Source organism: Actinomycetospora sp. 2LY8.5, from assembly GCF_057180585.1.
This window is the reverse complement of record NZ_JBXUHE010000015.1, coordinates 102719-115500: the sequence shown is the minus strand read 5'-3', so window position 1 is coordinate 115500 and position 12782 is coordinate 102719. Positions and strand designations below refer to the sequence as shown.

General features: G+C 73.1%; 13 protein-coding genes. 6 read left to right on the top strand and 7 right to left on the bottom strand.

Features of this window, described 5'->3' with window-relative positions; translation table 11 throughout:
- Positions 1 to 68 precede the first annotated feature (68 nt).
- The 3 genes from AC2A1K_RS18165 to miaB form a co-directional block, all read right to left on the bottom strand.
- Positions 69 to 596 (bottom strand): DUF222 domain-containing protein, encoded by a 528-nt coding sequence (locus tag AC2A1K_RS18165; RefSeq protein WP_483897702.1) that lies wholly within the window; start codon positions 594 to 596, stop codon positions 69 to 71.
- A gap of 88 nt (positions 597 to 684) precedes the next feature.
- Complete coding sequence (locus AC2A1K_RS18160) at positions 685 to 1113, bottom strand: Rv2732c family membrane protein (RefSeq protein WP_483897701.1); 429 nt, start codon at positions 1111 to 1113, stop codon at positions 685 to 687.
- A 4-nt stretch (positions 1114 to 1117) separates the two neighbouring features.
- Positions 1118 to 2629, bottom strand: coding sequence for a tRNA (N6-isopentenyl adenosine(37)-C2)-methylthiotransferase MiaB (miaB, locus tag AC2A1K_RS18155; protein WP_483897700.1), 1512 nt, complete (start codon positions 2627 to 2629; stop codon positions 1118 to 1120).
- Between the two features lie 32 nt (positions 2630 to 2661).
- Between miaB and AC2A1K_RS18150 the strand changes: the two genes are divergently transcribed.
- Complete coding sequence (locus AC2A1K_RS18150; protein ID WP_483897699.1) at positions 2662 to 3618, top strand: TAXI family TRAP transporter solute-binding subunit; 957 nt, start codon at positions 2662 to 2664, stop codon at positions 3616 to 3618.
- On the opposite strand, the gene AC2A1K_RS18145 is transcribed toward AC2A1K_RS18150, so the two are convergent.
- Together AC2A1K_RS18145 and AC2A1K_RS18140 are read right to left on the bottom strand one after the other, a co-directional pair.
- Positions 3594 to 5096 (bottom strand): sensor histidine kinase, encoded by a 1503-nt coding sequence (locus AC2A1K_RS18145; protein WP_483897698.1) that lies wholly within the window; start codon positions 5094 to 5096, stop codon positions 3594 to 3596. The genes AC2A1K_RS18150 and AC2A1K_RS18145 overlap by 25 nt on opposite strands.
- A gap of 2 nt (positions 5097 to 5098) precedes the next feature.
- On the bottom strand, positions 5099 to 5773 hold the full coding sequence (locus AC2A1K_RS18140) for a response regulator transcription factor (RefSeq protein WP_483897697.1): 675 nt from the start codon (positions 5771 to 5773) through the stop codon (positions 5099 to 5101).
- A gap of 175 nt (positions 5774 to 5948) precedes the next feature.
- Between AC2A1K_RS18140 and AC2A1K_RS18135 the strand changes: the two genes are divergently transcribed.
- From AC2A1K_RS18135 to AC2A1K_RS18115, 5 genes are all read left to right on the top strand, one after another.
- Positions 5949 to 6677: an amino acid ABC transporter ATP-binding protein gene (locus AC2A1K_RS18135; protein WP_483897711.1), complete on the top strand. Its 729-nt coding sequence runs from the start codon at positions 5949 to 5951 to the stop codon at positions 6675 to 6677.
- 21 nt (positions 6678 to 6698) lie between these two features.
- The gene (locus tag AC2A1K_RS18130; protein WP_483897696.1) at positions 6699 to 7598 is read left to right on the top strand and encodes a glutamate ABC transporter substrate-binding protein; all 900 of its coding nucleotides are present in this window, start codon (positions 6699 to 6701) and stop codon (positions 7596 to 7598) included.
- 74 nt (positions 7599 to 7672) lie between these two features.
- The gene (locus tag AC2A1K_RS18125) at positions 7673 to 8317 is read left to right on the top strand and encodes an amino acid ABC transporter permease (protein WP_483897695.1); all 645 of its coding nucleotides are present in this window, start codon (positions 7673 to 7675) and stop codon (positions 8315 to 8317) included.
- 25 nt (positions 8318 to 8342) lie between these two features.
- On the top strand, positions 8343 to 9200 hold the full coding sequence (locus tag AC2A1K_RS18120; RefSeq protein ID WP_483897694.1) for an amino acid ABC transporter permease: 858 nt from the start codon (positions 8343 to 8345) through the stop codon (positions 9198 to 9200).
- The gene (locus tag AC2A1K_RS18115) at positions 9197 to 9718 is read left to right on the top strand and encodes a GNAT family N-acetyltransferase (protein WP_483897693.1); all 522 of its coding nucleotides are present in this window, start codon (positions 9197 to 9199) and stop codon (positions 9716 to 9718) included. Before AC2A1K_RS18120 ends, AC2A1K_RS18115 begins: the two co-directional genes overlap by 4 nt.
- A gap of 106 nt (positions 9719 to 9824) precedes the next feature.
- On the opposite strand, the gene AC2A1K_RS18110 is transcribed toward AC2A1K_RS18115, so the two are convergent.
- Both AC2A1K_RS18110 and AC2A1K_RS18105 read right to left on the bottom strand, forming a co-directional pair.
- Complete coding sequence (locus tag AC2A1K_RS18110; protein WP_483897692.1) at positions 9825 to 10679, bottom strand: succinate dehydrogenase/fumarate reductase iron-sulfur subunit; 855 nt, start codon at positions 10677 to 10679, stop codon at positions 9825 to 9827.
- A gap of 2 nt (positions 10680 to 10681) precedes the next feature.
- The gene (locus AC2A1K_RS18105; RefSeq protein WP_483897710.1) at positions 10682 to 12685 is read right to left on the bottom strand and encodes a fumarate reductase/succinate dehydrogenase flavoprotein subunit; all 2004 of its coding nucleotides are present in this window, start codon (positions 12683 to 12685) and stop codon (positions 10682 to 10684) included.
- Between the last annotated feature and the right edge of the window lie 97 nt (positions 12686 to 12782).

Genomic DNA, 12782 nt, shown 5'->3' with positions numbered 1-12782 from the left:
ACGTGCCGACCCCTCCGGCGCCGCCGACACCCCCAACGGATGCCCATCCTGCCGATCTTCAGCCACGGTCAACTGTGTACTCCTTCAGCTCCAGCTGATCTTCGTACACAGACCATCTGACAGGCCCCCGCGGCGACCACGTGGTGGGCGTGGTCGCCGGACAGGTCACGGACACACTCGCTGATCGGCCAGACCTTCGGCTCGTCGAGCCAGCCGTGCCACACCGCCCCGCCCAACGCCGGCAGCCGCCAGAACAGGTCGTCGGCGAGATCCAGGCGCTGCGAGGCCATGGTGCGCGAGCAGCCCAGCACCCCGGCGACCTCGTCGCCGGAGAACTCGTCCGACCCCGCCGACCGCTGCGTGGAGCCGTCCTGCGCGGAGCCGTCCTGCGCGGCACCGAGCTCGCGCAGCCCCGCCAGCAGCAACGCCCCCGCGCGGTTGTGCAAGGCCCACCGCGCCCGCACATGGGCGGCGAGATCCTCCCCGGCCAGCGAGGTGGGATCGACCTCGTCGAGCACCGACGCCAGATCCGTGTCCGGCGCACGACCCGTCAGCCTGGCCGCCCGGCCGACCCGCGGGTCGTGGTCGATGCTCACACGGAGAACGCCAGGACCGACCCCCGACAACGGCGCCCGAGAAACCGCAGGTCGGAGACCAGCAAACGCCACAGACCAGTAACGATCCCTACCGTCGCGAGAAGGCGTAGCTCGCCCAGCGCCCGGCGAGCACGATCATCGCGAGCAGCGCGAGCCAGAGCCCGACGCCCGGGCCGGTGCCGGCGCTCGTGTTCTGCGACCAGATCGCCCACAGCCCCGTCACCGACGTGATCGTGCACCCGGCCGCCGTCACGAACACCGCGGGCCAGCGTCCGGTGAGCAGCGTGACCGCCGTGCCGACGACCCCGAACACCACCGCGAGCGTGCCGAACAGCCGCGGGAGCCCGGTGACGCCGGGGCGGCCGAGGACCACCTCCCAACCCGAGGCGCCGAGCCCGGTCCAGGGCAGGACCGCGGCGAGCAGGAGCACGAGCACCGCGACGGCGGCGACGAGCGCGCCGGGCCCGAAGTCGACGCGCCCCGAGGTGGCGGGCGGGGCGGCTGGTGATTCCGTCACGTGCTCAGACCTCCGTCAGCGTCGCCGAGCAGGGCGTGGGCTCCGGCGCCGCGACCGGCGGGCCGAGCGTCGGCAGGCCCAGCCCGGTGGTGCGCGGCGTGGTGGGCCGCTCCCCCGCCGCGTGGGCGTCGCCGGCGCGGGTGCGGCGATGGGTGAGGACCTCCCCGTCGGCGACGACGTGGTGCGGGGCGCCGTAGGTGGCGCGCACGGTGACGACATCGCCGGGCCGGATCCCGTCGACCGTCCCCGTCGGCGTGAAGTGCACGAGGCGCCCGTCGCGGGCGCGCCCGCTCATCCGCCGCGTCGCGGTGTCCTTGCGGCCCTCACCGGTGGAGACGATCAGCTCGAGCTCGCGCCCGACCTGCTCCCGGTTGAGCTCCAGGGAGATCTCCTCCTGCAGCGCCACCAGCCGCTCGTAGCGCTCCTGCACCACGGCCTTGGGCACCTGGTCGGGCAGCGACGCCGCGGGCGTCCCGGGGCGCGGCGAGTACTGGAACGTGAAGGCCTGGGAGAACCGTGAGGCCTCGACCACCCGCAGCGTCTCGACGAAGTCCTCCTCGGTCTCTCCGGGGAAGCCGACGATGATGTCGGTGGTCAGCGCCGCGTCGGGCATGGCGTCCCGCACGTCGGCGACGATGTCGAGGTAGCGCTTCGCCCGGTACGAGCGGCGCATCGCCCTGAGCACCCGGTCCGACCCGGACTGCAGCGGCATGTGCAGCTGGGGGCAGACGTTCGGCGTCTCCGCCATCGCGGTGATGACGTCGGAGGTGAAGTCGCGCGGGTGCGGGCTGGTGAACCGCACCCGCTCGAGCCCGTCGACGCGCCCGCAGGAGCGCAGCAGGTCGGCGAACGCGGTGCGCCCGCTGGCGCGGTCGTCGAACGAGACGCCGTAGGCGTTGACGTTCTGGCCGAGCAGCGTCACCTCGAGCACGCCCTCGGCGACCAGCGCCTCGACCTCGGCGAGGATCTCGCCCGGGCGCCGGTCGACCTCCTTGCCGCGCAGCGAGGGCACGATGCAGAAGGTGCACGTGTTGTTGCATCCCACGGAGATCGAGACCCAGCCCGCGTGGGCGGAGTCGCGGCGCGCGGGCAGGTGCGACGGGAAGGTCTCGAGCGCCTCGAGGATCTCGACCTGGGCCTCACCGTTGTGCCGGGCGCGCTCGAGCAGCGCGGGCAGCGACCCGGTGTTGTGGGTGCCGAAGACGACGTCGACCCACGGGGCCTTCCGCACGACGGTGTCGCGGTCCTTCTGCGCGAGGCAGCCACCGACCGCGATCTGCATGTCGGGGCGCTTCGCCTTCTCCGGCGCCAGCTTGCCGAGCTGCCCGTACAGCTTGTTGTCGGCGTTCTCGCGGACCGCGCAGGTGTTGAACACGACCAGGTCGGCGCCGTCGGCGTCGTCGGTGTGCTCGTACCCGGCCTCCTCCAGTACGCCGGCGAGGCGCTCGGAGTCGTGCACGTTCATCTGGCACCCGTGGGTGCGGATGTGGAAGCGAGGAGGCGTGCCTGCGGTCATCGGGGCCCAGGGTAGGCGCCGGGGGTGGAACGATGCCGCGCGTGGTGGCTTCCCGGCGCACGATCCTGCTGACGGCACTCGCGGCCGCCGGCGCGACCGCCGCGGGCTGCGCCGGACCCGCCGACGGCGAGGCGCCCGTCGTCGTCGCCACCGGGGGCCCGCAGGGGGTCTACCGGCGCCTCGGCGACGCGCTGGCCGGCGTCTGGGGCGTCGACCCCGGGGTGCCCACCGGCGTGCTGGGCAGCGAGGGGTCCGTCGACAACGTCGGCATGCTCGTCTCCGGGCGCGCGCGGGTCGCGTTCTGCGCCGCCGACGTCGCGGTCGACGGCGCCGTGGACGGGGCCCGCCCGAGGCACCCGCTGCAGGCGCTGGCACGCGTGCACGACGACGCGATCCACGTCGTCGTGCCCGCCGAGTCGCCGATCCGCCGCCTCGCGGACCTGCGCGGCCGCCGGGTGTCGGTCGGCGCCCGGAACTCCGGTGTCCTCGTCATCGCACCCCGGCTGCTCGCCACCGTGGGCCTGACCGCCGAGCGGGACATGGACGCGGAGAGGCTCGCCCTCGACGACTCGATCGGGGCCCTGGAGCGCGGCGAGATCGACGCGTTCTTCTGGTCCGGCGGCGTGCCCACCGCGGGCGTCGACCAGCTGGCCCGGACGCGTCCGGTGCGTCTGCTCGACCTCGGCGAGGAGACCGCGCGCCTGCGCACCGGCTATCCGGTCTACGACGTCACCACGGTCCCCGCGGGCACCTACCGGCTCGCCGACCCCGTGAGCACGACCTCGGTGCGCAACGTCCTGCTCGTCACCGCGGACATGGCGCCCGCGCTGGCGGAGTCCCTGGTGCGCTCGATGCTCGACCGCCGCGACGCCCTCGCGCTCGCCGACCCCGCCGGGCGCAGCATCGACCCGCGCACGGCGATCGGCACCCAGCCGGTGGCGCTGCACCCCGGCGCGGTCGAGGCCTACCGGGCGTTCAAGGGGGTCTGAGCACCGACGTCCGCCGCCCCCGCCGCCGCGGCGCCGACCTCCCCCGCGGCGTCCCGGGCCGCGGCCGGCGGCAGGCGCAGGACGACGCGCAGGCCGCCGTCCTCGGGCAGCTGCAGCACCAGCTCCCCGCCCGCCCGTTCCGCCGACCGCGCGGCGATGGCCAGGCCCAGCCCGGTGCCGTCGGTGCCGGCGCCGTCGCGGCCGTTCTGCGCCGGCGCGCGCCAGAACCGGTCGGTCGCGCGCTCCAGCTCCGACGGGTCGAGCCCGCGGCCGTGGTCGCGCACGCCGACCTCGACGCGCCCCTCGACGCGGGCGGTCGACAGCTCGACCTCGGTGCCCGGCGGGGCGTACTTGAGCGCGTTGTCCAGCACGGCGTCGAGCACCGCGACCACCGAGTCGACGTCGGAGCGTGCCACGAGCCCGCCCGGGCCACGGCGCCGCAGGGACAGGCCCTCGTGCTCGGCGAGCACGCCCCACGCGTCCGCGCGGTCGTCGAGCAGCGGGTCGAGCGGCATCGGCACCGGCTGCGGCGGGCGTCCCTCCGCCCGCGCGAGCGCCAGCAGCGCGTCGAGCACGTGCGCGAGCCGCTCGGTCTCCTCCAGCGCCGCGCCGTGCTCCTCGCGCAGGGCAGCCAGCTCGTCGGCGTCGACCCGGGCGTCCGGGGCGGCGAGCGCGGCCCCGACGTTCTGCATCCGGAGCCGGAGCGCGGTCAGCGGGTTGCGCAGCTGGTGGCCCGCATCGGCGACGAAGGCGCGCTGCGACTCCAGCGCGTGGGTCACGCCCGCGGCCATCTGGTCGAAGTGCCTGCTCAACCGCCGCAGCTCCGGTGGGCCGCGCCCGTCACCGACCGGGCGCGGCGCCCGGCCCGCCCGCACCGCGGCGGCGACCTGCGCGGTGCCCTCGTCGAGGCTCTCGACCGGGGCGAGGATCCAGCGCACCAGCGGCAGCGCGAGCCCCGCCGCGACCGCCAGCGCCACCAGGCCCGCCGCCGCGAGCGCCGCCCACACGCGCAGGGTCTCGGCCCGTGCGGGCGCGGTCGGCGAGATCGTCACCGCCGCGCCGCGGACCTCGCCGCCGACCAGCACCGGCTCGGCCAGCAGCAGGGGCGCCGTGTCCCACGGCCAGATCGGCGCCGGAGGTTCCGAGCGCTGCCCGGCGAGCGCCAGCTGCACCCGGCGGGCGGCCGGCTCGGGCACCTCCGCCCGCGAGGACGCGAGCACCCCACCCTCGCGGTCGACCACGAGCGCGGCGATGCCGTACACCTCGTCGTAGCGGGCGAGCTCGGCAGCCAGGGCGCTCGTGTCCCTGTCCCCGACGGCCCGCTGGGAGAGCGCCGCGAAGCGCGAGGTGTCGCCCAGTCGGTCGGCGAACAGCCGCGACGTCGCCGTCGACGCCGACGCGCCCGCGAGCGGCAGGCCCAGTCCGAGCAGCAGCAGCCCGACCAGCACCGAGAAGACGACGAGCAGCCGCGTGCGCATCGCTAGGCCCCGGGGTCGAGCCGGTAGCCCACACCCCGCACCGTCGCCACCATCCCGGGCCGGCCGAGCTTGGTCCGCAGGGTCGCGACGTGGACGTCGAGGGTGCGGTCGGCGCCCGGCCACCGGCGTCCCCACACCTCGGCGACGAGGCGGTCGCGCGTGCACACGGCCCCGCCGGCGTCGGCGAGCAGGGCGAGGACCGCGAACTCCTTGCGCGAGAGGGCCACGTCGGCGCCGTCGACGGTCAGCGTGTGGCGGGCGCGGTCGAGCACGACGCCCTCGCGCAGCTCCGCGACGGGATCGGCGGCTCCCGGCGACGGGCCCGGCCCACGGCGCCGCCGCACCGCGTGGATGCGGGCGACGAGCTCGCCGACGTCGTAGGGCTTGACCAGGTAGTCGTCGGCGCCGTGATGCAGCCCGAGGATCCGCTCGTCGACGCTGCCGCGGGCGCTGACCACGATCACGGGGATGTCGCCGGCCTCCCGGATACGCCGGCACACCTCGAGCCCGTCGACATCGGGCAGGCCGAGGTCGAGCAGCACGACGTCGGTACCGGGCAGTCGCGGCAGGACCGCGAACCCGTGGCTGACGCGCTCGACCTCCATCTCGTGGCGGGTCAGGGCCGCGCGCAGGGCCGCGGCGACCCGGTCGTCGTCCTCCACGACCAGTACGCGCACTCCGGCCTCCTCCCCGACCGCGATGTCCGTCGCGTTACGGAGCGTCGGAGTAACCCTAAGTCTTCCTCAAGAGCGTGGACGCCCCGTTCGGGCCGCTGGCACTTTCCGTTCACCGCCGATCGGTGGTGCGACGTGGAGGAGCGTGAGCATGGCTGACGAGACCGCCGGCACCCCGATGGTGCGCATGACCGGAGTCAACAAGCACTTCGGCGATCTGCACGTGCTGCGCGACATCGACCTCGAGGTCGCGCGCGGCGAGGTCGTCGTCGTGCTCGGCCCGTCGGGCTCGGGCAAGTCGACGCTCTGCCGGGCGATCAACCGCCTCGAGCCGGTCGACGGCGGCACCGTCGAGATCGACGGGACGGCGCTGCCCGCCGAGGGCCGCGACCTCGCGAAGCTGCGCGCCGACGTGGGCATGGTGTTCCAGCAGTTCAACCTCTTCGCCCACATGACGATCCTCGACAACGTCACGCTGGCGCCGACACAGGTACGCGGGAAGTCGAAGTCCGAGGCGCAGGAGCGGGCGCGCGCTCTGCTCGACCGCGTCGGCATCGGCAACCAGTCCGACAAGTACCCCGCCCAGCTCTCCGGCGGCCAGCAGCAGCGCGTGGCGATCGCCCGGGCGCTCGCGATGGAGCCGAAGGTCATGCTCTTCGATGAGCCGACCTCCGCCCTCGACCCCGAGATGGTGGGCGAGGTCGTCGAGGTCATGGCCGGTCTCGCGAAGGACGGCATGACGATGGTCGTGGTCACCCACGAGATGGGCTTCGCCCGCCGCACCGCGCACCGGGTCGTGTTCATGGCCGACGGCGAGATCGTCGAGGACACCACGCCGGACAGCTTCTTCTCCCGGCCCGCCACCGAACGGGCCCGCGACTTCCTCGGAAAGATCCTCACCCACTAGAAGTTCGGAAGGAGCCGTCCCATGAGACGCCTCGTCTCGCTCCGGTCCCTCGGCGTGCTCCTCGCGGTGCTCACGATGGCGTTCGGCGCCGCGTGCGGCCGCGAGGGCTCGCCCACCGGCGGCGCACCGGTCGCGGGCGCGCCGGTCGCCCAGAACGTGCAGGTCCCCGGTTCGCCGATCTTCGCCGCGATGCAGCAGCGAGGCCGGATCGTGCTCGGGGTCCGGAACGACCAGCCGGGTCTGGGTCTGCTCGACCCCACCACCGGGCAGTACACGGGCTTCGACGTGGAGATCGCCCGCACGATGGCCGCCGGGCTCGGTTTCGCCCCCGAGCAGATCGAGTACCGGGTCATCCCGTCGGCCGCCCGCGAGGACGCGATCTCCCGCGGCGACGTCGACCTCTTCGTCGGCACCTACACGATCAACGACAGCCGCAAGCAGCGCGTCGGCTTCGCCGGCCCGTACTTCGTCGCCGCCCAGGACCTCCTCGTCCGAGCCGACGACCAGTCGATCACCGGCCCGCAGACCCTGCAGGGCAAGCGGGTGTGCTCGGCGACCGGCTCGACGCCGATCCAGCGCGTCCGCGAGCAGAACCTGACCTCGAACGTGGTCGAGTTCCAGACCTACTCGCAGTGCGTCGACGCGCTGCGCGGCGGCCAGGTCGACGCCGTCACCACCGACAACGCGATCCTGCAGGGCTACGCCGCCCAGACGCCCGACCAACTGCGCGTCGTGGGCCAGACGTTCTCCGAGGAGCCCTACGGCATCGGCATGAACCGTGACGACGCCGCGCTGCGGAACAAGGTCAACGATCTGCTCCAGCAGGCCGAGACCGACGGCACCTGGACACGGCTCTACGACCAGACGCTGGGCCGCTCCGGTACCCCGGCCCCCCAGCCCCCGCCCATCGAGCGTTACTGACGCTCGGCGTCGCCGCGGGTGCCGGCTGGTCCGACAGGGCCGGCCGGCACCGCGGCACCACGCCAGGAGGCACCGTGGACGTCCTGTTCGGCAACCTCTCCGAGTACCTGACCCGCTTCGGCGGCACGATCGGCCTGTTCGTGCTCTCGGCGGTCGCGTCGCTGATCCTGGGCGTCGTCCTGGCGGCGATGCGGGTCAGCCCGGTCCCCGCGATGCGCGCGACCGGCACGGCCTACGTGACGCTGCTGCGGAACACCCCGCTGACCCTCGTGCTGTTCTTCTTCGCCCTCGGCTTCACCAGGCTCTTCTTCTACCTGCCGTTCTTCCTCCTGGCCGTCGTCGGGCTCTCGCTCTACACGGCGGCGTTCGTCTGCGAGGTCGTGCGCGGCGGGATCAGCACGGTGTCCGCGGGCCAGTCGGAGGCGGCGCGCGCGCTCGGGCTCGGCTTCACCCAGACCCTCACGCTGGTCGTGCTCCCGCAGGCGGTGCGCTCGGTGATGCCGCCGCTGACGAGCGTGCAGATCGCCCTGCTGAAGAACACCACGGTGGCCGCGGGCTTCTCGGTGTTCGAGGCGGGCGGGTTCTACCGCGCGGTCAACGAGCAGGGCGGGTCGACGCTCGTCGCCCTGCTCTGGGTCGCTGTCGGCTTCATCATCCTCGTCATCCCCCTGACGGTGCTGCAGCGCCGGCTCGAGAAGCGCTGGAGCGTGGCCCGGTGAGCCTGCGAACCGAGGAGTCGACACCGTGAGCGCCCCGACCGCGGTCCTCTTCGACGTCCCGGGGCCGCGCGCGAAGGCCCGCAACACCGCCGCCGGCGTCGTGACCCTGCTGCTGGTCGCGGCCCTGATCGCCGTGATCGTCTGGCGGCTCGCGGCCACCGGGCAGCTCGACGCCCGCGTGTGGGAGTGGATCCTCTACGAGAACGTCCAGCTCGCCCTGGTCGACGGGCTGATCAACACCCTGCGGGCGTTCGTGTCCGGCGCCGTGCTCGCCGTGGTCCTCGGGGCGCTGCTCGCCCTCGGGCGGCTGTCGGACCACCGGTGGCTCCGGACGCTGTCGAGCTGGGTGGTCGAGCTCTTCCGGGCCGTGCCCCTGGTCGTGCTGATGTTCCTCTTCTACTACGGCCTACCGTCGGTCGGGATCACGGTCTCGACCTATGCCGCCGTGGTCCTCGGCCTCACGCTCTACAACGGCGCCGTGCTCGCCGAGGTGTTCCGCGCCGGCGTGCTCGCCGTCCCGCGCGGGCAGTCGGAGGCGGCGTACGCCCTCGGCCTGCGCAAGTCGGGCGTCATGCGGTTCGTGCTGCTGCCGCAGGCGGTGCGCTCGATGCTCCCGGCGATCGTCAGCCAGCTCGTGGTGCTGCTCAAGGACTCCGCGCTCGGGTTCCTCATCACCTACCCCGAGCTGCTGTTCCAGGCCCAGTTCCTCGGGTCGAACGCGGCCCTGGGCTCGCCGCTGATCCCGGTGGCGATGGTCGTCGCGGTCATCTACATCGCGCTCTGCCTGCTGCTGTCGTGGCTGGCGACGTGGCTGGAGAAGCGGTCGCGCCGCAACCCGGCGGTCATCGCGGTCGCGCCGACCGAGCGGGCGGACGCCACGTGACCTCCGGCACGATCCGGACGGCGCGTCCCGACGAGCTCGAGCTGCTGCGACGGATCGAGGTCGCGGCGGGCGCGCCCTTCCGTGACATCGGCATGGACCCGGTCGCCGACGACACCCCGCCCTCGACGGTGGTGCTCGCCGGCGCGCTGGAGCGCGGCGGGCTGTGGGTGGCGGTCGAGCAGGACGCTGCCGTCGCCTACCTCATGGACGACGTCGTGGACGGCGAGGCGCACCTCGAGCAGGTCTCGGTGCACCCGTCCCACGCCCGCCGCGGGATCGGGGCACGTCTCGTCGAGCACCTCGTCGAGCGCGCCCGGAGCGCCGGGCGCGCGGCGATCACGCTGACGACCTTCGTCGACGTCCCCTGGAACGGGCCCTACTACGCGCGGCTGGGCTTCCGCGCGCTCGCCGACGACGAGCTCGGGCCCGGCCTGCGGGCGATCCGCCGGACCGAGGCCGCCCGGGGCCTCGACCGGTGGCCGCGCGCGGCGATGCGGCGCGATCTCGCGTCCGGGTGATCGGTCGTTCCTGCTGCTCTCGGTACCCGTCGCAGGTGGGCCGTGCGGTGTCGAGACGCGCGACGGACCCGCGTCCTCGGGACACGGGTCCGTCGCGTCGAACGGATCAGGTGGTGCCGACCGGGCCGATCCGGTCCGCGTCGAGCGCCGAGCCGTTGTCCGGGCCCGGGTTCTCGAGCGACGGGGCACCGGCGGCGCCGCGCTGCTCGAGCTCCTGCCGCTTGAAGATCTTCTTGCCGAGCCAGACCAGCGGGTCGTACTTCCGGTCGACGACGCGCTCCTTCATCGGGATGAGCGCGTTGTCGGTGATCTTGATGTGCTCGGGGCAGACCTCGGTGCAGCACTTGGTGATGTTGCAGTAGCCGAGGCCGGCGTCCTCCTGCGCGTCCTCCTTGCGGTTGCGCACGTCGAGCGGGTGCATGTCCAGCTCGGCGAAGCGCATGAGGAAGCGCGGGCCGGAGAACGGCTCCTTGTTCTCCTCGTGGTCACGCACCACGTGGCAGACGTTCTGGCACAGGAAGCACTCGATGCACTTGCGGAACTCCTGCGAGCGCTCGACGTCGACCTGGCTCATCCGGTACTCGCCCGGCGCGACACCCTCTGGCGGCGCGAAGGCGGGGACCTCGCGCGCCTTGGCGTAGTTGAAGTCCACGTCGGTGACGAGGTCGCGGATCACCGGGAACGTCCGGATCGGCGCGACGGAGATCTCCTCGTCCTCGCCGAACGTCGACATGCGCGTCATGCACATCAGGCGCGGACGCCCGTTGACCTCGGCGCTGCACGACCCGCACTTGCCGGCCTTGCAGTTCCAGCGCACGGCCATGTCGCCGGCCTGGGTGGCCTGGAGCCGGTGCATGATGTCGAGGACGACCTCGCCCTCCTCGACCTCGACGCGGTAGTCGACGAAGTCGCCGCCCTCCGCGTCGCCGCGCCAGACCTTGAACTGCGCCTGGTAGCCCATGCCTAGGCCTCCTTCCCGGCGCGGTGGCCGCCGAGCTCGTCGCCGGTGTAGTACTTCTTGAGCTCGTCGATCTCGAACAGGTCGAAGAGGTCCTCGCGCATCGCGGGCTGGGCCTGGTGCTCGAGGTGCACGGCAGGACCGTCGGGGCCGTCCTGCAGCGAGCAGACGAGCAGCTCGCGGCGCCAGTTCTCGTCCATCGTCGGGTAGTCGTCGCGGGTGTGGCCGCCGCGGCTCTCCTGGCGCTCGAGCGCGGCCATCGCGATGCACTCGCTGACCATGAGCATGTTGCGCAGGTCGAGCGCGAGGTGCCAGCCGGGGTTGTAGGCCCGCCGCCCGTCGACCGCGACGCGCGGGATCCGGTCGCGGAGCTCGTGGAGCTTCTTGAGCGCCAGCTCCATCTCGTCGGCCTTGCGGATGATGCCGACGAGGTCGTTCATCGTCTGCTGCAGTTCCTGGTGCACGGTGTAGGCGTTCTCGCCGCCCGAGTTGTGGATCGGGCGCTCGACGTCCTCGCGGGCCGCCGTCACCGACGCGTCGGACACCGTCGGGACCGCGGCGAGGGAGTCGAGGTAGGCCGCCGCCCCGGCGCCGGCGCGACAGCCGAACACCAGCAGGTCGGACAGCGAGTTGCCGCCGAGCCGGTTGGAGCCGTGCATCCCGCCCGCGACCTCGCCCGCCGCGAAGAGCCCGGGCACCGCGGACGCCGCCGTGTCGGGGTCGACCTCGACCCCGCCCATGACGTAGTGGCACGTCGGGCCGACCTCCATCGGGCCGGCGGTGATGTCGACGTCGGCCAGCTCCTTGAACTGGTGGTACATCGACGGCAGGCGCCGGGTGATCTCCGCGGCCGGCATGCGGCTGGAGACGTCGAGGTAGACGCCGCCGGCCGGGGAGCCGCGGCCCTCCTTGACCTCGTTGTTGATCGCACGGGCGACCTCGTCACGGGGCAGGAGCTCCGGCGGGCGCCGGTTGTTGTCCGCGTCGGTGTACCAGCGGTCGCCCTCGTCCTCGCTCGTGGCGTACTGCTCGCGGAACACCTCGGGGATGTAGTTGAACATGAAGCGCACGCCCTCGGAGTTCTTCAGGACGCCGCCGTCGCCACGCACGGACTCGGTGACGAGGATGCCCTTGACGCTGGGCGGCCAGACCATCCCGGTGGGGTGGAACTGGACGAACTCCATGTTCAGCAGCTTCGCCCCGGCGCGCATGGCCAGCGCGTGGCCGTCGCCGGTGTACTCCCACGAATTGCTGGTGACCTTGAAGGACTTCCCGACGCCACCGGTCGCGAGGACCACGGCCGCGGAGTGGAAGCAGACGAGCTCACCGGTGGCGCGCTGGTAGCCGAAGGCGCCCGCGATCCGGTCGACCCCGTCCTTCCCGTCGCTCCGCTCGCCCTCGTCCTTCCCGTCGCTCCGCTCGCCCTCGTCCTTCCCGTCGCTCCGCTCGCCCTCGTCCTTCCCGTCGCTCCGCTCGCCCTCGTCCTTCCCGTCGCTCCGCTCGCCCGGAGCCTTGAGCAGCTCGGTGATCGTGTACTCGTGGAAGACCTTGAGGTCGGACTCGTAGTCGCCCGTGCGCTTGAAGTCCTCCTGCTGCAGCGAGACGATCTTCTGCTGCAGGGTGCGGATCAGCTCCAGACCCGTGCGGTCGCCGACGTGGGCCAGGCGCGGGAAGTTGTGGCCGCCGAAGTTCCGCTGGCTGATCTTGCCGTCGGGCGTGCGGTCGAACAGCGCGCCGTAGGTCTCCAGCTCCCAGACCCGCTGCGGCGCCTCCTTGGCGTGCAGCTCGGCCATGCGCCAGTTGTTGAGGAACTTCCCCCCGCGCATGGTGTCGCGGAAATGGACCTCCCAGTTGTCGCGCGGGTTCGCGTTGCCCATCGAGGCCGCGATCCCGCCCTCGGCCATGACCGTGTGGGCCTTACCGAACAGCGACTTGCAGATGATCGCGACCCGCTTGCCGCGCAGGCGGGCCTCGATCGCGGCCCGCAGGCCGGCGCCGCCCGCCCCGATGACGACGACGTCGTAGGTGTGGTGGGTGACCTGGTCACCGGTGGCGCCCTCGCCGGCCGCCTCGAACGCGGTGGTGGTGCCCGGATCGGTCACGGCG